The following is a 21,496-nucleotide window of genomic DNA, read 5'->3' on the forward strand; positions in this document are numbered from 1 at the left end:
CCTCAGTTTCGATATTTGCTTTCCGTGCCCGCAAGAAGAAGCATAACAAACGAGTCTCTCAAACGAAGTTGCAAAAAGGTCACAAAACAATAAACAATTCATCACAAATCAGGTGGTTCCGTTAGTTTCTTGGGGAAAAATGATAAACTAGTATTCAAAGGTGGGATATTCATGAGCGAAGTAAGTACGATACTGGTTGTAGACGATGATCAAAGCATTGTCGAACTATTGAGGGACTTTTTAGAATACGAAAACTTTCGCGTTATAACCGCTTGCGATACCGTTCAAGCGTGGGCTTTATTTAAGCAAAGTTCCATTCATTGTATAGTTCTTGACATCATGATGCCGGGACAAAACGGGTTTGAGCTATGTCGCAATATTCGGGCGGAGAGTAACGTTCCGATCCTTTTCTTGAGCGCACGCAGCGACGATGTGGACAAGATTCGAGGGCTGACTCTCGGCGGCGATGATTATATCGTCAAAACCGCTTCACCCGGCGAGATCGTAGCCAGGATAAAAGCTGTATTGCGGCGTTCCGTTTCCCAGCTGCAAATGGATGAAAGGATCTTGGATTTTGGCCGCATCAAGCTAAATCTATCCACAAGAGAAGTGATCGTGGATGGGAAGAGTGTAGTGCTCACGCCGAGGGAATATGAGTTGTTGCGATTATTTGTCGAACACCCCAGGCATGTTTTTTCATATGAACAGATACTTTCAAAATTTTGGGATGGGGTGGGCGACAGGCATACGATTCGGGTGCACCTCGGTCGACTTCGCGAAAAAATCGAATCCGATCCGAACCATCCTCAATACCTGGTCAACGTATGGGGAATAGGGTATCGCTTTGAGGGAGGATAAAATGAGAACACTTCGCATTCGTTCGTTTACTATACTGCTTTTCTTCTTCATACTGCTAGTGCCGTGGATCTTCTATGTGACAGCACATTTCATGGAGACAAAAACGCTCAGCTTTGCAAAAAACGGGCTGCAAGACGAGATTCTGCAAAGACAACTGTTCGAGACCGTACACCTGATCGAAACCAATTCAGACAAATGGAGGGATCCGAATTGGCAAAACCAATTGCATAATGAGTTGCGGCAAGCGAAGATGGAAGCGGCTATTCTATCCGCGTCAGATCAGGAAATTTATCGGTCTAATCCGCAGAGCCATGGCAAATTGTCTTCTACCGAACGGTTCACCATCATAAAGGACGGTCATTTACTTGGAAAGGTCGTTATTTATCTGCCGAAGTCAAATGCGGTTCAGATAATTTCGATATTTGCCGGACTATTGTTAGCTTTCTTTATTATCGGTGTTGAAATGCGAAGGTTTCTTCTTAAGCCTCTCGAAAGGATGAGCTTTGCAGCTAGAAAAATCGCCGCAGGAGATTGGGAGGTGGAGTTGCCTGGATCCAGGATCACAGAAATTTCTGAAGTGCGCGATGCATTCGCAGTGATGGTGAATGGAATTCAAAAAGCTTTTCAAAAACAAGCGGAATTGGAAGAAGAACGTCGATTCGTGATCGCAGCTGTCGCGCATGATTTACGGACCCCTCTCTTCGCATTACGAGGTTATTTGGAGGGTCTGGAGCAGGGCATTGCCCAATCTCCGGATAAAATAACCAAATATTTGACGGTTTGTAAGGAAAAATCGGCGCAATTGGACCGGTTGGTAGAGGACCTTTTCACATTTACAAAGATGGAGCATCTGGAGATGAATCTTCATTATCAGAGGATTGATTTTAAACTTATCATCTTGAAATCAATTGAAAGTTTAAGTCCGCAAGCTCGGCAAAAGAACATCTCGATCTTGAACCATACTGTAGACGACTGCTTCGTTAACGGTGACATGCACTTATTGGAACGTGCGATGAACAATTTTTTGGATAATGCCGTCAGACACACACCCTCCTATGGTGAAATTGTTGTTCAATGTTATAAAGAGGGTAACAAAATAAAGTTTGCGATACGTGATACAGGTCCGGGCTTCTCCCCGGAAGAACTACATCGAGTTTTTGAACCTCTATATCGTGGTGAAGTATCTAGAAATCGTTCAACTGGAGGTAGCGGATTAGGGTTGACCATTTCACAAAGAATTGTAAGGCGACACGGAGGTGAACTTTGCGCAGGTAACCATTCGGAAGGTGGAGCACTGCTTACAGGCTGGATACCTGCAGCTGGGCCGGATTAAAAATTGACCTCTTGCGTCAGCCGCTCTTGTTCAGCAAGCCCTAGCTCGAAATTATGCTAACTGTCTTAGGCACGTGGTCATGACTCCCGTCAATTCTGGAGGGGGTTTATTTGTTGGCCACTTCCGCCAAAACGGAGGAGGAATTTGCTTTCCTCAAGAGGAAGTCCCCCTCTAGACAGCAGCTTGCTGTCTTTTATTTTTGTTTGACAATTTGTACGTACATATTAGAAACTGAGAATATAAACGATCATACAGGAGGTAAGGATAATGAGTATGAGTATGAATGATTGTATTGCCGAGTGGAATGAAGAAGCGAGTCAGTGTACATGCGGTAATCCACACCGTACGGTAGAAATGCATATTTGCTTGGAGGATGGAGCACTTGCGCAAATGGCTCCTTATCTGATCAAGCAGGATTATAAAAAAGTAACGGTCGTATTTGATGAGCATACCAAACAAGCAGCAGGCGATGAAGTCATCTCTTATCTAAAAACGGCGGGAGTCATTACTGACGAGCTCTTTCTGCCTGGAAACACCGGAGGTGAGGTTGTTGCGGATGAAGCATTTATCGTTAAGGTTCTGTTAGGCATCTCCAAGGATACAGAGGTGATCATCGCAGTTGGCTCTGGCACCATACATGATCTTGTCCGTTTTGTTTGCTTCAAGATGAATAAGCCTTTTGTATCCGTTCCGACAGCAGCATCTGTTGACGGTTTCACTTCTGCAGGCGCCCCTCTTATCGTGGATGGCACGAAGCAGACGTTTCAGGCGATTCCACCGGAAGCGATCTTTGCAGATTTGAGTGTTCTTGCGAAAGCTCCGCAAGTCATGACGGCTGCTGGCTTCGGAGATATGCTTGGTAAATTCACATCTCTTGCTGATTGGCAAATATCACGGGACCTTGGAGGCGAACCTTATTGTCCGCTTGCCTACCGCATGACGGAAGAAGCGCTGATGGATTGTGTTCATCATGTGAATGAGATCGCTGAGGGCAGCATACAAGGAGTTAAAATTTTGATGGAAGCATTGATTGCTTCCGGCATCTCGATGCTGATCATTGATCATTCTCGGCCAGCTTCCGGTGGTGAGCATCATATATCCCATCGTCTGGAGATGGAATTTCTTCAGCAGGGTAAAAAAGCGATTTTGCATGGGGCGAAAGTGGGCGTTGCATCCGCACTGCTCTCAGATGTATATCGTGGGCTCTATAAGAGCGGGCAGGAAGAAGCTTTTGATGCTTATAAGGATCTGCCTAAGAAGGAGCAAATGCAGGATTGGCTCAGCCGCACCGGAGGTCCATCAACTATACAAGAGCTCGGTGTAACCGATGAACAGCTGGAGCGTGCGATGAGGACCGCACATACCTTAAGAGCGAGATACACAGGACTCAAATATATAAATGAGACAAAGACAGAACAGAAGGCTTAGCTGGCAAAAATACAGGATAAAAATATCTGACTTGTACGTACAAATTTATAATAGATTATGGTACCGAATCTGGACGTGCTGTGCTTGTGAAGCTGTCTGAAGCACCACGCGGCTCAAGAGGAGCTGACCGAATCAATGAGATCGCCGCCGCACGCGGGGAAGCCTTTCTCAAGCGGTAAGGCGGTAAATCCTCATCGGAGATGAAATAGTAAAAGAAGAGCATTCCTTGCAAGAGCAGATAGCTCATGCAGGGAATGCTCTGTTACCCAAAAGGGGGATATTATGAATTCTGTTTCAAAATAATGTCTGCAAAAAGTATCGACTTTGGAACTTTGAAAAATTGCTCTGCCTGATCCTGGAACGCAGAAGAGGGCATGGTTCCTTGATGGAGCCATTTACGGAATGTTCCCGGATGAACCCCGATCCAGTGACTCACATCCGTAACGGACAAGTCATGGACCATGCATAATCCAGTCAATATCCGATTACTTACTGGCGAGCGAGTAACCGTTCGCTTCATGAATCGGGAGGATTCCGGCTGACAAATGACAGGACTGTTTCTAATGACATCTTCGTTAAACAAAATATGGCGCGGATAACCGAGTAAGTGACATACTTTATCCAGATTAGTGCTTCCTGGGATTCGACCTTCATACACCCATGCGCTGACACTTCTTGATGAAATCGACAGATCTTCAGCTAACTGTGATAATTTGATGTCGTTTGCCATGAGAACGGCAAGCAATATACGGTTGCGAACCTGACAGCGTGTCGGCCTGCGAAATCGCTTTACGCGTACGCCTTTTCCCAGATATTTGCGGTTGATCAGAGACCACGCCTGGATCGAATGTTGTTCTTGTTGTTTAGGCATATTTCCTCCGATTTTTTAAACAAATACTACAACAAAATAAGCGGTCGTTTCAAGTGTCGACATGACCACCTTTGAAAGCATATTCATATGCGAGGAGCCTTGTTAAGGGAAAATCGGACTATGGATGACCCCATTTTTCTCCTATTAAATGTATGTGGAGTTAGTATAGACCAATGAAATCAGGGTAAAACCGTTTAAAAATAGGCCTTAAGACTCAAAAATGGACAAACATTTGATTTCATAAAAATCAAAATAAATTCGTGTCACTTTTCCATTATTTTCATAGATTAATAGAGAGAAAAGGAAGAGGAGGGGGCATGAATGAATCCGGCATTAATCAATATGATCCTCGGATTTGTATGGGCTTTCTTCACATTTGCGTTTGGGGGATGGACGCAGCTGCTTATCTTGCTATGTATTGCGATGGCCATTGATTATATCACCGGAGTTGCGGCTGCAATCCGTACAGGCAGTAGGTTGAACAGCAAGATTGGCTTCTGGGGACTGACACGCAAAGGTCTGATGCTGCTTGTTATTTTACTTGCACACCAGATCGACCAGTTAATCGGGACAGATGTAATTAAAGGCGGGGCGATGTACTTTTACCTGGCCAATGAATTGATCTCCATTACAGAGAATTACAACCGCATCGGACTTCCTCTTCCTGCAAAATTAAGAGAGATCATAGAGCTCGTTAAGAAGCAGGCGGATGATGACGAAGAGGAGGTCTTGCGCAGACGTGCAGGGGATGATGAAGGGACTGAATTGAGACGAGCAGTAGAGAACGGCAGCGAATCAAACACTATCCAATCAGACACTGAAGATGAGGAGCTTGAAGCGATCAAACACTCTGTAGACGAAGATATATTAAGTCAATTTGGACCGCGGAAGGATAGAAGAGAGAAGCATGATGCAGATTCACAAGGGCCTGAGTAATAGAGGCCTTTTTTGCTAGAAACTAAATATAGACAAACAATACCGTTTTTGATCTATATACTCTTGATTAAAGCAGCTTAGGGTAATATATAAAATTGATTCGTTTACCACTTTATTCGTGTTTATGATATATTTTTTGTAAACGGAATCAAATTCATAAAATGATGACATGGGATAAGGAGCTATTATAATGATTAAACATATCGTGTTCTTTAAATTAAAGGATCGCTCAGACGCAAGCATTCAGGAGACAGCTCGTATTTTGCGCAGCATGGATGGCAGAATTGAGATGCTGAAATCACTGGAGATCGGAGTGGATGTCTTGAAATCGGAGCGCTCTTTCGATATTTCTCTGACAGCAGTTGTTGATTCCCTGGAGGCATTGGAGGCCTATCAGGTCCATCCCGTTCATCAAGAGATTATTAAGCATATGAGCGTTGTGAAAGATTCTTCTGTTGCAGTAGATTACGAAATCTAACTTACAAAGGGGAGTAGCAGGTGGGCGATTTAAAAGATGTAATGGAAACGATGTTTTTGCTGATCGTCATTTTAATTGCATGCCCGGTAATGTTCTTTTGGCTGAAACGAAAAAATAGACGTAACTGATTACCGACGAAACGGATGTGAACGTATTGTACTATGTAAATACAGATCAAATTGAATTGCGCTTGTCAGCTATTCCCGAAATCACGGCTGGGCTCCGCCATGCTCAGGCAAACTGGGATGGAGGAATTATCCTTGGCTTAGTTCAGGAACGTTCTCTGCATTTGGCTATAGAGATTGTTACAGACGTAGGCAGTTACCTGATCGATGGTTTTATTCTCCGGGATGCGAGCAGCTATGAAGACATCATTGAAATCGTTTATGAAGCAGGGGCATTTGATGAAGAGAGCTATAATCTGTTTATGGAGCTCGTGCCGCTGCGGAAGCCACTGGTACAGGATTATTACGCATGGGAGCGGACAAGCCTGCATAAGGTAACGCGGACTCTTCCTGATGTGCTGGATCGGTTCGCAGAACAAATTCGCTTATACCTCGAAAAAGAACTGGGGCCGTTTCAACAATCGCGGAGCCAGAAGTAATCGATATTCAAAAGTTCAGTTGAATCAAATTCATTGGTAAACGAATCATGTAATAGATTCACCTATTTTGTTTGGAGGAAATATCATGTCAGATCGCAAGAAAGAAAACTCCGGATTCCATCCGGTATATATGGCCGAGCTTCTGTTTAAGGATCTCCCTCAGCTGAAGGAAGAGAGGCTGATGGAGGTCATGAAGCGTTTGACCGGGAAAGCAAGAGTGATGAAACGACCTGTCAACAAGGACGCAGCGAATAAGGTTCAAAATCAGGCTGAGGTAACAGACAAAGAGCAGGAACTGCTTGTCATTATGCATATGGAGCATATGGTTAATTTTGAAGATGGGACTGTGCCTGCGCAGACCTGCATTCTGCCTGTCCACAAGATTCAGGACAAGAACCGCTTCAAAGGTGCTGTGGAACAGTCCTGGCATTGGAAAGAAGCAAATGATGTTACGGGCACATGCCAGTATCAGATTCGAATACATGATATGTTTACGGCGGCCCTGCCGCATAAAGAGCGACTGAAGCTGTTCCAGCAGGCATTGCTCGCTATTTTAGAAGTGACGCCTTGTGAAGCTATTTACTTCTACGGCAGCGACAAACTGGTGAAGCCCTCTGCCTATATCAAAGCTATCGAAGATGGCGATCATCTGTATGGTGCGATGAATGTAAGGCTGTATCAAGCAGGAGGCAGTGCAGCTAGACGTGAGCTTGTGATGGATACAGTAGGATTATCCTCACTTGGGGTGCCGGATTTCCAATGCCACTTTGCTGGTATGGACCCGGATGTTGTAGCTCGTACCTTATACGGTGCTGCCTATTATATATTTGATCAGGGTGATGTGATACAGGACGGTCAGCTGCTTGGTTCATCAGGGGAACATCGCTGGCGCTGTGAGCATCAGGAATCACTGGTTTCACCTCAAAGATATGTAATTGATCTGGATCCAGGAGCACCCTATTACGCTGGAAACATCTTGTCTTAATCGGGCCTTTTTGTAATCCATAGAATTTTGTTGTGTCAAGTCAGGCTCCTCCTGCTTATAATGCATTAACTAAAAAATGGGCGTTCGCCCGGTTAGCAGGAGGGTTGGAACATGGTCGAATGGAGTGTAGCGCTGATGGCAGGGGCATTTGTTATCCTGGCAGCTGCTGGTGTATTGATGCTTATTGAAGCAAGAAGCTTGATGAAGCAGGCTAAACGCAGTATAAGTCAGCTTGAAGAGAAAACCAATATGCTCGCTGTAGATACCTCAGCGATGATTCAAGGTACGAATAAAGCAATATCGGATATGCAGGGGCATCTGGAGAAGTCAGCGCCTCTCTTTGAATCTATCGCTTCACTTGGAACGGTGCTGCAGCAAGTTAACCGCACGATGGATGAGATCAGCGTCAAACTGTCTCGTTCAGCACACAAGCATGTGGATGGCGCACACCAGGACAATGAACAGCGTCTGGGTCAAATGTTCCGATACGTTGATGCAGCTATGACGGTATGGCACTCATGGCAGCGCAACTCTCCTGCTCCGGGTAATACTAGCCCGCGTGAGAAGGAGTGAACAGGCATGAAAGATACGAATAAAAGCTTGTTATGGGGTACTTTGCTTGGAACGATTGCCGGATCTATTACAGCGCTGCTATTTGCCCCAAAATCAGGTGCAGAGCTACGCGAGGATATTGCGGAGAATGCTAAGCTTGTTACAGAGAAGGGGCAGAATCTGATTGAGAAAGTCAGCGAGCAAAGTGTGAAGATCGCTTCCAAAGTAAAAGAATCAACCGAAGGCTTATTGCAAGAAATTCGGGGCAACAGTTCAGAAATTGAGATCGCTACAGTATCTGGGATAAGTAAACCTGCAAAGGCTGAGCAGGCTGCTGAGGATATAGCAGAGAACGATACAATATAGGCGAAAAGATGCGTAACAAAGGCCTGACTGCCGCTCCCCTGTAGATAAAGGGATGAGGCAAAAGGCCTTTTTGCGCTGAGCTTGGTTGAACGTCTATATTAAATCGGGTAAGATGTAGGTACCTTTTTGCTGTCCAAAACATAGGGTAGGATTGAAAAGGGATGGAAATATGTAAAGAAGGAAGCGGTGTGTTCGTGCAACAAGCTATCGCAATATTAGATTCCGGTGTTGGGGGGCTGACTGTAGCCAAGGAAGTGATGCGCCAGCTTCCGCGGGAAAAAGTCATTTATTTTGGAGATACGGCCCGCACACCATACGGACCCCGTTCGTCCGAGGAAGTAAAACAATTTACAGAACAAATCGTAGATTTTCTTATTCAATTTGATCCAAAAGTCATCGTTATTGCCTGCAATACGGCCACAGCAGCTGCACTGGACCATATATCGCAGAAAGTGGATATTCCGGTGATCGGTGTCATTCATCCCGGTGCCAGAGCGGCGATTACAGCTACCAAGACAGGCAATATTGGAGTCATCGGTACCATTGGTACGATCAATAGCGGGGCGTATACAGCAGCACTTAAGCAGCTGTCTCCATATATCAATGTTATGAGTCAGGCTTGTCCCGCTCTTGTCCCACTGGTAGAACAAGGGGACTTCAGGTCTGAGCATACGAGATCCACTGTTAGTGAGTCCTTGAATGGTATGAAAGATAAACCAATCGATACCCTTATACTAGGCTGTACTCATTATCCCTTCTTAATGGAGCCGATTGGTCAGGTTATGGGTCCTCATGTCAAATTAATCAGTTCGGCGGATGAGACCGCTAGAGAAACGAGCACCATCTTATATGATAAAGGAAAGCTTGCCATTGGGGATGAAACGCCGGTGCATCAGTTTTTTTGCTCGGGAGATCCAGTCATGTTTCAAAGTATTGCGAGATCCTGGCTTGGAGAGCAGATTCGTAACACACCAGTCGTATGGCATGTATCTAAACTGTAGCAGGATCATTTTCATTATTAAAAAATAAGACAGCCAAGGAATTGAACAGTAAAGTTCAAGGATATGGCTGTCTTTTATACATAGCTAATTCCATAGGGATCTATCACGAATATGATGATCAGCAGCATATAATGCACGTAATATGGTTCTTGACCTTCACTTTGTTCATAGGAGGAGATAAGGGATGAATCTATACGGGTATCAGGAGCTGGAACAAGACCTGGATCGCTTAAGAAACCGAAGGCTGTCGATGTGTGAGCTGGGAGCTATAGGGCACAGTGTGCTTGGAAGAAAGATACCTTACATCCAAATAGGAAAGGGTCCGATTCAGCTCCATGTCAATGCAGGTATGCATGCGAATGAGTGGCTGAACGTTCCTTGTCTGATGCATTTTGTCAAATGCTACGTGACAGCGCTCGAAGAACAACAGGACTGGCATGGCTGCTTATCAGATGGATGGCCTGAACAGGTGACCTTATGGGTTGTTCCGATGCTCAATCCTGATGGCATAGAATTGGTACAGAACGGAGCAGAACACCACCCCTTTTGCAAGGAGCTCCTAGAAATGAATGGTGGCGATCCTGACTTCTCAGGCTGGAAGGCGAACATTCGGGGCATCGATCTGAATGATCAATTTCCTGCTCATTTTTACGAGGAGGCCAGACGCCGTTCAGTGACTTGTCCAGGACCAAGAGATTACGGAGGAGAACATCCCCTGACTGAACCGGAGTCCAGCGCACTGGCAGAATGGACGATGGACAAGAAATTTGACGCGGTCATAGCTCTGCACAGTCAAGGTGAGGAGATATACTGGAATTATCGTGATTACGAGCCTGAGTTCAGTGAGGCTTGGGCACAGCATCTTGCTAACGCAACGGGGTATGTTCTGGTTAAATTGACGGAAAGTGATGCAGGATATAAAGATTGGTTTATTCAGAAGTATGGTAAACCTGGATTTACAGTTGAAACAGGATTCGGTACCAATCCGCTTCCGGTTAATCAATATACTCAGATTGCTGCTGAGGTCGAGCGTCTTATGGTGTCCACCATGCGATTGCTGCTTCGCTGACATTTGACGGTAAGCTATACACTCTGGAGCTTGAGCAGTGGGAGGTATGGAAACCTCCCCTGCATATTAAACGTATGTTATGATAGTAATATCCCGTTGTAACGGGGGAAGGAGTATGATCATCATGAAATGGAAGAAGCTATTATCGCTAAAGTCTTGGGCTCATGTGTTTAAAAGGCTGCCTGCTCTTCTGATGTCTTCAGAGGTTCAATTGCAGGACAAGCTTCTTTTCTTGGTTCCTGCCGCGGTATATTGGGTTATGCCAGATGTGCTGCCGCTCCTCCCGATTGATGATATCGGAGTCACGATGTTTCTCATGAACTGGTTTGTTCAGAGGGCAGAACGCAAATACCCTCATGTTGCGGGGCGAAAATAGGTTTATATAGAATAGACAAATCAAATCATTTTGACCTATATATCCCCTTGATTTAAACAGCTATAGGTATTATGAAATTGATTCAATCCGCAGATATTGCTAAATACACTCATCTTGATTAAAATAAATGGTATTGAATTTTTGTTAACTGAAATCATTTCATAATACCATTTTGATACGTTATGAAATTGATTCAACTATAGATGGTTAACCATTTCTAGAAATAGATCACACTAGGAGATGAATTTACAATGAATGCAAAAATAACTCGTAATGCGGCTAAAGTACTTAAACGTGAACTGGCACTCCCTGAAAACGAAGGTAAATATGTACGCGTTCTGATCACGCTCGATCATGGAGATCATGTTCACTATGGGATTGACTTTGATACACCTAAAGAGAATGATGAGGTTGTATCTACAGACAAAGAAATCGACTTGGTGCTTGAAACAGGCAAGCCGATGCTTGATGGCATCAAAGTGGATTATCTGTATTTCCCTAAGGAAGGTTTCGTCATTACACACCCTTCGCAAGGAAATCACTTCCATAACTAATTGTTAAGAAGCCATTAACGATGTTTTTCTGGTGAGAAGGGAAGTACATGGCTAACGATATTCGAGTTTGTGATAAATGAAAGCATGTTAAATTAAAGTCTATGGTGCCTAAGCTTCAGAAGATGGCTCCGGATGCCGAGATCAAGGCAGGCTGCAAATCGTATTGTGGACCTTGTGGTAAAAGAGCCTTTGTCTTTATTAATGGACGATACATCAGTGCGCTGACAGAGGAAGAAGTAATTGCCAAAGCAGCTCCATTTATTAAAAATTAAGTTCTGTGCATAACGACCTTTCTTAATATCCATGCTAACAGGTGTAGCAGGGACTTTGAGAGAGGAGTGTGCTTCTATCTATGAAACACGATCATTCCAGTCTGCAATCCTATACGACGGTGGCGCAAGCCTCCAACTCAGTAAAAAAACTGCATCATGCGGTATCGCAAGCGATGTCACATCCTACACCAGAAATGATCGAGCAAGCGAATAAGCGATTGCTGCGTGCAGAGAATGCGGTAGCGGTAGCCCGGCAGCAGCTGAACTTCAGCGGAACTGAGTTTGCAGAGGAAATTCTCTCAGAAGAAAAGGAACGTCTTTCATCACTTCATGCCAGCATGGCATCGACTGAAGACAACTGACCTGCATACCAATGAACCCCCGTTCTCATAAGAGACGGGGGTTTTGTTGATGGACTGGTTGGTATTTAATTCATTTGATCCTTATTTGGATGAAGAACGAAGCTTGGCGATGAGGTCGTAAGTAATCACTCGATCGGATATAGACAGCTGTTTTTTTGCTTCGTCAAATGTAGCTTCGCATGCGTTTACGTTTGTCTTTTCTCCTGACTCAACATCATAGCAGCTGCTATGTTCAAAGCGGTAGTCGTCAGAAGGAATGTAATAGTGCTCTCTTGTAGCGAAAGCGCCTGTACGAAGTACAACCGTCCGATTACGGCTATTCAACAGGTCGTTGCCCATGAAATACATTGAATCTGACTCAATGCCGAGCAAATGTAGAATTGTCGGTGCAATATCCATTTGCCCGGCAGGCTCCAGATATACTCCGGAACGTTCTCCATCAGGTAAATGGAGGAGAAAAGGTACCTGGTTCATGATTTGATGCATTTGGAGCTCATTCATATTCTTGCCGAGGAAGGCTTCATAGGTGGTCTGCTCTTTAAGAGAATTGTCGTGATCGCCATAGACCATAAAGATGGTATTTTCCCACAGCCCCTCCTCCTTCAGTCGCTCCACCAGTTCTCCGATTGCCGCATCTGAATAGTGCACGGCCTGCAGATAGTCGCCAAACAGAGTTCCATTAAACTGGCCCACATCCAGCTCTTGAATGGAATCGGGGAGAGTATATGGATGATGATTCGTGAGTGTAATCATAAAGGAGTAGAAGGGCTCCTGTTTGATGCCCGTCAGTTGATCAAGCGATTGCCGGAAAAATGACTTGTCTCCAAGCGACCAGCCGATCGGCTCATCCATTGTGTAATCATTTTTACTCATGAATTCGTCATATCCCATATTGTTATACATGGTGTACCGGTTCCAGAAGCTGCTCTCGTAAGCATGATAAGCAGCGGTATAATATCCCTGCTCTCCTAGAACTGACGGGAGAGAATCATACGTATGATCCGGATAGCGGGTGAATACAGACCCTTTCGGCAGGGGGTGTAACGATATGTTGGCAGATAAGTCAGCATCGGAGGTGCGTCCCTGTCCGGTCTGGTGGTAGAAATTTTTATAATATAAGCTGTCCCTCATTAACGCATTGAGATGCGGGGTGATTTCCTGTCCGTTTATGTTTTTGTTAATAACAAAATTCATCAAAGCTTCAACCTGTACGAGCATGACATTTTTACCCTTATATTGGCCAAAAGTATCCGATGAGACAGCTGTTAGTGCCTGCTGCTGCTTATGATCAAAAAATTGTTTGACCTCGTTCATTTCCTCATCCGTCAGGTCTGCTTGGCTGTTCTGCTGCTCCTTGTTATACCGGTATAGATCGTAACCATGGAATCCGAGCAAGCCAGTCACATTATATAAGCTGAGGTTCCACCAATTGCCGTTAAACAGACCGACGGCCCATGTACGGTTGTAAAATTCAATGGGACCGAATGTAAGAACCGCACCGATGACAAGAGCGAGGGTGCCGCTGATGAATCGCTTCCACTTCGAGGTATGATACATAGGTAAATGATGTTTATCTGCGCTTCGCACTCCACCTGTACGTTTAGTGAGGACCACCAGACACAAGAAATAAACGGCTAGCAGCAGTAGATCTGCAAAAAACCAAAGATCGGCGAATCTCATAAGTGAGAAAATACTGTCATCCAGCGAGCTTAGTTGACCGGCCTGCAGCAGTACAGGAATCGTGATGAAATCTTGAAAGTACCGATAATAGACGAGGTCAGCATAGATGAGTGAGCTGAGCAGCACATTCAGTACAATCAGGGCGATGAATCTTGCACGCTGCGGCAGCCACAGCACCCAGAAGGAGACGAGCAGCAAAGATCCGAAAGTAATGACATAATCGAGAAAATTCATATCTATATTTCTGGCATTGAGCTGGCTGTGGAAGTATCCCAGCTTGAGAATCATCAAGATCACAAATACGAGGTAATACCAATATCGTGAACCCTGCCACTTCTTAGACAAGCATTATTCCTCCTTTGAACGTACATGCTACAAGGTGCATTATATCCTCCGTCCTGTTATTTATTATTGGACTAAAAAAAGAGTAAACGGCATAAGGTTTACTCTTTTGTGTTCATGATGCTCTAGTTACGATCTGGTTTTGGAGGCAGAGGACCTAGAAATTGATAATACTGAGTCTCAATTCGTCCGTTGAACAGCTTTCTGCGCTTATCCGCCTTCTGATTGAAGTATCGTTCAAACGATTTGGTCGACGTAATGGCAAAGAAGGACCATGTTGGTACCTCGGCTGCCACTCTGCCAAGCTGACGAATGAGCTTCTCAACCTCGGCTTGTTCTCCAAGTCGTTCGCCGTATGGAGGGTTGGTAATAAGACATCCGTAATCTCCGGATAAGCGAACTTTTGCTACAGGCAGAACATCAAGCTTAATTTCCTTGGCGAATCCGGCACTCTTGACTGCAGCTTGAGCAACCTCGATCACGCCCGGGTCCATATCGCTGCCGGCAATTTGCAGAGGTATATCATCTTTCACAGAGTCAAACGCTTCCTCACGGGCTTCATCCCACAATTCTTTGGATACGAGCGGCCAATGCTCGCTATTAAACGAACGGCGAAGTCCAGGGGCGATATTCCAGCCGATCATTGCCGCTTCAACGAGAAGTGTTCCCGACCCGCAGAATGGATCGTAGAAGGGACGATGCGGGCCCCAGCGGCTGAGCTGAATGAGAGCAGCTGCCAAGGTCTCTTTGAGTGGAGCTTCTGTAACCAGCTTGCGATAGCCCCGCTTGTGAAGGCCTGCTCCGCTTGTATCCAGGGTCAGAAGTGCGATATCGTTATGAAGGTTAACCTCAATGACAAAGCGGGCTCCGTTCTCCGGAAACCATTCCGTATGATAGGTTTGCTTCAGCTTCTCAACGATTGCTTTTTTGACAATACCTTGTGATGCAGGCACGCTGCTCAGCTGAGATTTATGGGATCTTCCTTCTACTGGGAACTCACCATTCTGAGGTATCCATTCCTGCCAGGGAAGGGCCTTGGTTCCTTCGAACAATTCGTCAAAGGTTGTAGCCTTGAACTCACCCATCTTGACAAGAATTCGATCGGCGCTTCGCAGCCATAAGTTACACCGGGCAATATCGATAAAATCGGCTGCAAAAGTAACTCTTCCGTTCTCTACAGTTATATCCTCATAACCGAGCAGCTTTAATTCTCTGGATACGACGGATTCAAGTCCCATTGGTGTCGTTGCGATTAATTGCAAAGGTTGCATTGAATTGCTTCAGCTCCATCCTGGTGACATTCTATTTTTAGATCTGATACGAATAGGATGCCCCAATATATTTTCAGCAAGCCTTGCTTGCCAAGGCTTGTACCAGTACAATAAGGTACGCGCCTATCTCGGCTTATTTAAACAAACATTTATTATAAATTAATTGAATGAAGAAGGAAAGTTATTTAAGGAGGATTCCATATCCGATGATGATTACACCCGATGATTATGTTTCTAAATTATATGAAGAAGATGAAATGCTGAAGGAAGTGCTAGAAACGATTAAAGAGCGCAGCATGCCTGAAGTATCGGTCGCAGCGGCATACGGGCGGCTGCTCACGATGCTTGTGCGAACCTCGCGTGCAGAACAGATTCTTGAGATTGGTGCACTGGGAGGATACAGCGGAATTTGTCTGAGCCGAGGACTAGGGGAGACAGGTAAATTGACCTCTCTTGAAATTAAAGAAGAATACGCTGCGCTTGCTTACGAGCATCTGAGCAAAGCGGGCTTCGGCGATCGAGTGGAGTATCGTATAGGGCCTGCAGCAGACAGCTTGAGAAGCATGAAAGAGGAAGGAAAGAAATTTGACTTCTTTTTTATAGATGCTGATAAACTGAATTATCCTGTATACTTGGAATTTGCGATTGAATTGTCGAATCCAGGTGCTCTCATTGTTGGTGATAATTGCTTCTTGCGTGGGAGGACTTTGAATCATGAGAAGAATGGTCCTTCTGTCCAGGCAGTTAGAAGGTTTAATGAGCTGATGGCTTCCGATGACCGGTTAATTAGTACATTGATTCCGGCTTATGACGGACTTGCTATTGCATATGTAAAATAAACAACGAACCCCCTCGATTGCTTTATAACCGAGGAGGTTCGTTCATGTATGAGGGATTTGAACAATATAATTCCGTTTATACTTCGGATTTCCCGTATGTTTCAAACCAGCCTTTGATTGTATCGAAGTCATCTGTGAATGCTAAGGAGAGAAGAAGCAGAATCCGAGCATGCTGCGGGCTGAGATTATCCCCAGATATGATTCCCTCACCGCCGCTATAGACACTTCCCGAACCTGTGCGTGTCGTAGTTACGAAGACTACACCTTCCTCAATCGCCGTTCTTCTTTCGGCACTCATCGCACTGGAGATTCCGCCAGCACCTGTTCCGGAGGTGACAATACCCTTTGCTCCGTTCGCCACAAATCCGCTGATGGCGCCTCCGCCTGCTTGTTGATAAGAGATGGCAATTTCAACTTTGGTATCAGCCAGTTTTTCTTTCGTAATTTTGGAGAGATCGAAGACAGGCTTAGCTGTACCTTCCGGCTTCATTGCCCGTGCAGGAGCACGATAAATACGGATATTATCTCCATCTATGTATCCGAGAGCGCCGAGTACAGGGGTCTCAAAAGTGTCCGTGCGATAAGCGTTCGTTTTGGTTACACCGCGTGCGGAATGAAGCGTATCGTTAAGCATCAATACAGTGCCGAACGATGTTGTGCGTCCGCTTGCAGCCAGCTTTATCGCATTAAACAGATTGGCTTGTGCATCAGAGCCTATAACCGTCCAAGGACGCATGGAACCTGTAATAATAACGGGCTTATCGCTTTGGACTGTGAGGTCAAGGAAGTAAGCAATCTCTTCCATGGTATCCGTACCTGTTGTTACTACGACACTGTCATAAGTTTCAAGCGCTTTATCAACCGACATCGACAGATCGTATAGGTCGGGTATGGTGTAAGCGGAAGAACCCGAATTGCCAAATTGCAGTGTGTTCACTTCAGCAAGCTTGTCCAGGTTAGGAAGGGAGCCCACCATATCACCTATGGCAAGAGAGCCTGCTCTGTAATTGGTGAAGCTGGTCTCATCTGTGGATTGTCCGGCAATCGTACCGCCTGTGCCAATGACAAGAACATTGGGCAACTCAGAGGTTTTGGCAGACTCAGTGAGAGGAGGGATCGTCGTATTGCGGATAGGTGCTGTGGACTGAACAGGAGAGGAAGTTCCCTGCACGACAATGGTAGCCGCGCTTGCAGTAGAAGCGATGGGGGATAGAGAGAGGGTTAGTGCGGTTAGTGCGGCTGTGCTCCAAAGGACAAAGTGTTTGCTGATTCTGTTGTTAGGTTTCATTCCGTGTCACTCCTCTTATGCAAATGTTGGAAGGTATTCTTGAGGAGTATTCTATATTAATGTTATATAAAATGACAATCTATAGAAATGAGAGTAAATATAAGTAATTAATCGTAAATAAGAGATAATGCTATAATTATTAAGATAATTGAATAAATATAAGTGTATTTTAAATGGATATGAGTTTAATTTGAAAGTAATCCGCGAATATTAGTGTTATATATACTTACATATGAATTGTGTCTGAGTACCATTCATATATCAAAAAGACATTCTAACCTGCTCAACTAGAGGTAGAATGTCTTTTTTTTGATAACTCAGTATGGTCTGCTATACAGATGACTTTTTCCGCGAATATAGCTTCATACGCACCCATATCACATTGATCAACAGAAGCGAGCCCGAGATAATGAACAAGCCTTCAATACCTATAAAGCCTGATAGGAAGCCGCCTGCTACAGCACCAATCATATTTCCTAGTGCCAGAGTGCTGCTGTTGAATCCAAAGGCACGACTCTCCATGCCGTCTGGTGTATAGGATCGAATCAAGGAATTGACACTTGGTAGAAGACCACCCATAAATATACCCATTAGGAACCGAATCAGGATCAGCTGACCTACATTTTGTACAAAAGCTTGAGGTATCAAGGTCACTGCTGCTCCAATAAGGGCAAAGGTGAGTATACGATGCGAACCGATCTTATCACTTAGCTTCCCGAGTAGCGGTGAAGCAACCATATTTGATATTCCTGCAACAGCGCTGACCATACCGGCAAAAAAAGCGAGATTCTCTACCGTACCATTCAGTTGAAGCACATACAGCGGAAGCAGAGACATGGGACTGATCATGGCAAACTGCAGTAAGAAGGTGACGGCGAACAGCGCAGGCAGCTGTGGTGTTTTGGTTAGCTCATGCAGCCCTCCGAGCACCGACTGCGCTTGCAATTGTGCTGCTTCTTCACGGTCGAAGTTCTCTCTGACAAGGAATAGCGCCAGTAGTGATGCAGAGAAGATCAGAATGCCAGTGATATAGAAAATAGGTCTAAAGCCGACGAGGTCAGCTAATATGCCTCCGATTAAAGGACCGAGAATGGTTCCGGCAACCTGACCCGATTGGACAGTTCCCATGGCAAATCCCATTCGGTCCTTGGGTGTTGTCCCAGAAATGAGCGCAACCGAAGCAGGATTAAAGCCTGAAATTGTACCATTCAGCAGTCTTAGAAACAGCAAATGCCATGGGTTTTGCGCAAATCCCATGAGGGTAATAACAATCGCCATGCCGAAGCCTGAGCGTAGCAGCATAATTTTGCGGCCGTATTTGTCAGCAAGCTTACCCCACAGAGGTTGAAATACAAAGGAGGTTACGAAATTAGCTGCAAAGATAAAGCCTGCCCATAGTCCGATCTCACGTTCTCCAGTCACTCCCAAATCCTGGGCAAGGTATAAAGATAGAAAGGGAGTAACCATTGTCATGCCGGCATTTACTAGAAATTGTCCGAACCATAGCACGATAAGGTTAATTTTCCATGATTTCAATAGATGAGGGTCACTTCCTTTCTGCCGTTCCTTACGGTTCAATTGTTGCCATTATTTTAGTATAACACACTACCGGGAGAACCGTTTCTCGAACGGAGCTTCATGAATAATTGCTTTATCGGTTCTTCAGATGGCATTCATATGCTTTAGAGAACCTTCATCCAATTGTCAATGGATGTTCGATTTCGCTTACTTGTTAGTGAGTTTTAAAAAGGGCATAATGGAAATTATAGAAACGACATTATTGGAGGCCAAGAAATGGCATATAACGATAGGTTCATCAGAGCAGGGTATAAACAACCTGTAGATCAACTTCCAGTATGGTATATGAGACAAGCTGGGCGTTACGATCCCGAATATCGCAAGGTCAAAGAGAAGTACACTTTGCTTGAGATTTGCAAGCAGCCGGAGCTTGCTGCCGAAGTAACCCTGATGCCAGTACGTAAATTGGGTGTAGACGCGGCAATTCTATATTCAGATATTATGAATCCGGTAGCCTCGATCGGAATTGATTTTGATATTGTGAAGGATGTAGGTCCTGTTATTCACAACCCTATACGGTCTTCAGCGGATGTGGAGAAGCTTCGTCCAATTAACGTTGAGCAGGATTTGTCGCATATTATGGAGACGATACGTATTCTGGATAATGAGCTTACCGTTCCTCTCATCACTTTTGCCGGCGCTCCGTTTACTATTGCGAGCTATCTGATCGAAGGACGTCCTTCAAAGGGTTACATTCGAACCAAAGAAATGATGTACAGTGAACCGGCAGTCTGGTTTCAATTGATGGATAAGCTCGGCGATATGGTTATTACTTATGTAAGACATCAGATTCAGAATGGCGGTAAAGCATTTCAGGTATTCGACAGCTGGGTTGGGGCGTTATCTCCTGCAGATTTCAAGGTTTATGTGCTGCCGACCATTACGCGCATTTTTGACGAGTTATCTGATCTTGATGTTCCAAAAATTTATTTTCCAGGCGTCAGCTCGGGTGAGCTGCTTCCCACACTTTCAGACATCAAGGCGAATGTAGTCGGCTTGGATTGGAGAGTATCCATTAATGAAGGTCGAAGAAGACTGGGGAATAAGTTCGCGGTTCAGGGGAATCTCGATCCTTACGTGCTTACAGCACCTATTGAGGTTATTAAGAAGTATGCGAAAAGTATTATTGATGAAGGAATTCAGCAGCCTGGATACATATTTAATCTGGGACATGGCTTGTTTCCCGAGGCTTCCATTGACAAGCTCAAGGAGCTGACAGATTATGTGCATGAATACTCAGCCGAAGCGCTGAAAGTACAGAATGTACACATATAAACAATAGAGACAAGGTGGGAATTACTATGAGCAACCAAGTAGGCGTGCTTGTCTTGTCATACGGCACACCCCAAAGCATGGAAGACATAGAGGCGTATTATACACATATTAGAAGAGGGAATAAGCCATCTGAGGAGCAGCTTCGCGAGCTCACTGAGCGATATGAAGCCATTGTCGGCGGGGTCTTCCCTCTCCGTGAGCATACGAACAGTCAGGTTGAATCGCTTGAGAAGACGTTAGCTCAGGATGAGAGAACTTCCGGGATTCAATTCCGTTGTTACCAAGGATTAAAGCATGCGAGTCCGTTCATTGAGGACGGAGTGGATGCCATGGCTAAGGATGGTATTAAGAGAGCGGTTGGTATTGTTCTTGCCCCTCACTATTCCATGATGAGCATTGGGTCATATATCAAAAGAGCACAAGCGAAGGCTGAAGAGCATGGGATTGAAATGAGCTTTGTTGAGTCCTATCATCTGCATCCGAAGCTGATTGAAGCATTGTCTGTACGCGTGAGTGCCAAGCTCGATCAATTTGAAGAAGCGGGAGCGAAGCGGGATTCGGTTCGAGTTCTGTTCAGCGCGCACAGCTTGCCTGAGAAAATCGTAGAGATGGGAGATCCCTACCCGGATCAGCTGCTTGAAACCTCCAAGGCAGTTGCGAAGCAGGCGGGTATAGAGAACTGGCAGTTTACTTGGCAAAGTGCCGGTCAGACGGCCACCCCTTGGCTTGGACCTGACATACTCGATACTCTGCAGGTGCTGAGTAAAGAACAGGTTGAGGATGTCTTGGTGGCACCGGTAGGTTTCGTATCCGATCACCTTGAAGTGCTGTATGATCTGGATATTGAAGCGAAAGCAATCGCAAAGGAGCTCGATATGCGTCTAATGCGGATCGATTCACTCAACAATGATCCATTGTATATGGAAACACTGAGTGACTGCGTAATTAAGTCATGGCAAGGCAGAAACTGAGCTTATTGTTACAGCTATAGGGGAATATAAATAAGAGATATGCTAAATTAGAGGGCTTGCATCCATTACGGATGCAGGCTTTTTTTATTCTCAATCTATAGGCAGCCTGAGTATAAAGCCGGATTCAAGAAATATCCTTTAACTGGTATAATAGATTTGGATTTTAGTAGAGTCCATTTCATAACAATTTCATAACTCAATGAAAAG

At 44.9% G+C, this 21,496-nt stretch carries 23 protein-coding genes and 1 pseudogene; 18 read left to right on the forward strand and 6 right to left on the reverse strand.

Annotated features, from left to right (window positions below):
• The first annotated feature begins 171 nt into the window (after nt 1-171).
• The 3 genes from BM415_RS03715 to BM415_RS03725 all read left to right on the forward strand — a co-directional run bounded on the left by BM415_RS03715 (nt 172) and on the right by BM415_RS03725 (nt 3,619).
• The gene (locus tag BM415_RS03715) at nt 172-858 is read left to right on the forward strand and encodes a response regulator transcription factor (RefSeq protein ID WP_091159033.1); all 687 of its coding nucleotides are present in this window, start codon (nt 172-174) and stop codon (nt 856-858) included.
• A 1-nt stretch (nt 859) separates the two neighbouring features.
• A complete protein-coding gene (locus BM415_RS03720; RefSeq protein WP_091154713.1) occupies nt 860-2,191 on the forward strand; it encodes a sensor histidine kinase in 1,332 nt (443 codons plus the stop codon).
• 267 nt (nt 2,192-2,458) lie between these two features.
• Nucleotides 2,459-3,619: a sn-glycerol-1-phosphate dehydrogenase gene (locus BM415_RS03725; protein WP_244533136.1), complete on the forward strand. Its 1,161-nt coding sequence runs from the start codon at nt 2,459-2,461 to the stop codon at nt 3,617-3,619.
• 55 nt (nt 3,620-3,674) lie between these two features.
• Here the strand turns inward: BM415_RS03725 and BM415_RS03730 are convergent, their stop codons facing one another.
• Both BM415_RS03730 and BM415_RS03735 read right to left on the reverse strand, forming a co-directional pair.
• Nucleotides 3,675-3,866 carry a hypothetical protein gene (locus BM415_RS03730; protein WP_091154715.1) on the reverse strand — a complete coding sequence of 64 codons (192 nt, stop codon included), beginning with the start codon at nt 3,864-3,866 and terminating at the stop codon, nt 3,675-3,677.
• Between the two features lie 33 nt (nt 3,867-3,899).
• Complete coding sequence (locus BM415_RS03735; RefSeq protein WP_091154718.1) at nt 3,900-4,490, reverse strand: helix-turn-helix domain-containing protein; 591 nt, start codon at nt 4,488-4,490, stop codon at nt 3,900-3,902.
• A 321-nt stretch (nt 4,491-4,811) separates the two neighbouring features.
• Between BM415_RS03735 and BM415_RS25420 the strand changes: the two are divergent.
• The 12 genes and pseudogenes from BM415_RS25420 to BM415_RS03795 form a co-directional block, all read left to right on the forward strand.
• Nucleotides 4,812-5,210 (forward strand): annotated as a pseudogene (locus BM415_RS25420) (phage holin family protein); the annotation flags it as partial.
• 406 nt (nt 5,211-5,616) lie between these two features.
• Entirely contained in the window at nt 5,617-5,904 is a 288-nt protein-coding gene (locus BM415_RS03745; RefSeq protein ID WP_091154723.1) for a Dabb family protein, read from the forward strand.
• 154 nt (nt 5,905-6,058) lie between these two features.
• Complete coding sequence (locus BM415_RS03750; RefSeq protein ID WP_091154725.1) at nt 6,059-6,508, forward strand: DUF86 domain-containing protein; 450 nt, start codon at nt 6,059-6,061, stop codon at nt 6,506-6,508.
• A gap of 85 nt (nt 6,509-6,593) precedes the next feature.
• Nucleotides 6,594-7,493, forward strand: a complete 900-nt coding sequence (locus tag BM415_RS03755) for a DUF4261 domain-containing protein (protein WP_091154728.1) — start codon at nt 6,594-6,596, stop codon at nt 7,491-7,493.
• Nucleotides 7,494-7,604: 111 nt separating this feature from the next.
• Nucleotides 7,605-8,066, forward strand: a complete 462-nt coding sequence (locus BM415_RS03760) for a DUF948 domain-containing protein (RefSeq protein ID WP_091154731.1) — start codon at nt 7,605-7,607, stop codon at nt 8,064-8,066.
• Nucleotides 8,067-8,072: 6 nt separating this feature from the next.
• Nucleotides 8,073-8,411, forward strand: coding sequence for a YtxH domain-containing protein (locus BM415_RS03765; protein ID WP_091154734.1), 339 nt, complete (start codon nt 8,073-8,075; stop codon nt 8,409-8,411).
• A gap of 194 nt (nt 8,412-8,605) precedes the next feature.
• The gene (racE, locus tag BM415_RS03770) at nt 8,606-9,412 is read left to right on the forward strand and encodes a glutamate racemase (protein ID WP_091159036.1); all 807 of its coding nucleotides are present in this window, start codon (nt 8,606-8,608) and stop codon (nt 9,410-9,412) included.
• A gap of 184 nt (nt 9,413-9,596) precedes the next feature.
• Nucleotides 9,597-10,481, forward strand: a complete 885-nt coding sequence (locus BM415_RS03775) for a M14 family metallopeptidase (RefSeq protein WP_091154735.1) — start codon at nt 9,597-9,599, stop codon at nt 10,479-10,481.
• Nucleotides 10,482-10,605: 124 nt separating this feature from the next.
• Nucleotides 10,606-10,857 (forward strand): hypothetical protein, encoded by a 252-nt coding sequence (locus BM415_RS03780; RefSeq protein ID WP_091154738.1) that lies wholly within the window; start codon nt 10,606-10,608, stop codon nt 10,855-10,857.
• A 251-nt stretch (nt 10,858-11,108) separates the two neighbouring features.
• On the forward strand, nt 11,109-11,411 hold the full coding sequence (locus BM415_RS03785) for a heme biosynthesis protein HemY (protein WP_091154740.1): 303 nt from the start codon (nt 11,109-11,111) through the stop codon (nt 11,409-11,411).
• A gap of 101 nt (nt 11,412-11,512) precedes the next feature.
• Nucleotides 11,513-11,683 (forward strand): DUF1450 domain-containing protein, encoded by a 171-nt coding sequence (locus tag BM415_RS03790; protein ID WP_244533137.1) that lies wholly within the window; start codon nt 11,513-11,515, stop codon nt 11,681-11,683.
• 80 nt (nt 11,684-11,763) lie between these two features.
• Nucleotides 11,764-12,045: a hypothetical protein gene (locus BM415_RS03795; protein WP_091154743.1), complete on the forward strand. Its 282-nt coding sequence runs from the start codon at nt 11,764-11,766 to the stop codon at nt 12,043-12,045.
• 81 nt (nt 12,046-12,126) lie between these two features.
• On the opposite strand, the gene BM415_RS03800 is transcribed toward BM415_RS03795, so the two are convergent.
• A complete protein-coding gene (locus tag BM415_RS03800; RefSeq protein WP_244533138.1) occupies nt 12,127-14,070 on the reverse strand; it encodes an LTA synthase family protein in 1,944 nt (647 codons plus the stop codon).
• 122 nt (nt 14,071-14,192) lie between these two features.
• Nucleotides 14,193-15,338, reverse strand: a complete 1,146-nt coding sequence (locus BM415_RS03805) for a THUMP domain-containing class I SAM-dependent RNA methyltransferase (RefSeq protein ID WP_091154745.1) — start codon at nt 15,336-15,338, stop codon at nt 14,193-14,195.
• 206 nt (nt 15,339-15,544) lie between these two features.
• Between BM415_RS03805 and BM415_RS03810 the strand changes: the two genes are divergently transcribed.
• On the forward strand, nt 15,545-16,177 hold the full coding sequence (locus BM415_RS03810; protein WP_091154746.1) for an O-methyltransferase: 633 nt from the start codon (nt 15,545-15,547) through the stop codon (nt 16,175-16,177).
• Between the two features lie 76 nt (nt 16,178-16,253).
• Here BM415_RS03810 and BM415_RS03815 read toward each other — a convergent pair whose 3' ends face one another.
• Complete coding sequence (locus BM415_RS03815; protein WP_091154749.1) at nt 16,254-17,465, reverse strand: asparaginase; 1,212 nt, start codon at nt 17,463-17,465, stop codon at nt 16,254-16,256.
• Nucleotides 17,466-17,795: 330 nt separating this feature from the next.
• Nucleotides 17,796-19,001: an MFS transporter gene (locus BM415_RS03820; RefSeq protein WP_091154751.1), complete on the reverse strand. Its 1,206-nt coding sequence runs from the start codon at nt 18,999-19,001 to the stop codon at nt 17,796-17,798.
• Nucleotides 19,002-19,259: 258 nt separating this feature from the next.
• On the opposite strand from BM415_RS03820, the gene hemE reads away from it, so the two are divergent.
• Both hemE and hemH read left to right on the forward strand, forming a co-directional pair.
• Entirely contained in the window at nt 19,260-20,318 is a 1,059-nt protein-coding gene (hemE, locus tag BM415_RS03825; protein WP_091154753.1) for a uroporphyrinogen decarboxylase, read from the forward strand.
• Between the two features lie 26 nt (nt 20,319-20,344).
• The gene (gene hemH / locus BM415_RS03830) at nt 20,345-21,289 is read left to right on the forward strand and encodes a ferrochelatase (protein WP_091154756.1); all 945 of its coding nucleotides are present in this window, start codon (nt 20,345-20,347) and stop codon (nt 21,287-21,289) included.
• The last annotated feature ends 207 nt before the right edge of the window (nt 21,290-21,496 follow it).

The organism is Paenibacillus sp. 453mf, from assembly GCF_900116105.1.
Lineage (GTDB): Bacteria > Bacillota > Bacilli > Paenibacillales > Paenibacillaceae > Paenibacillus > Paenibacillus provencensis.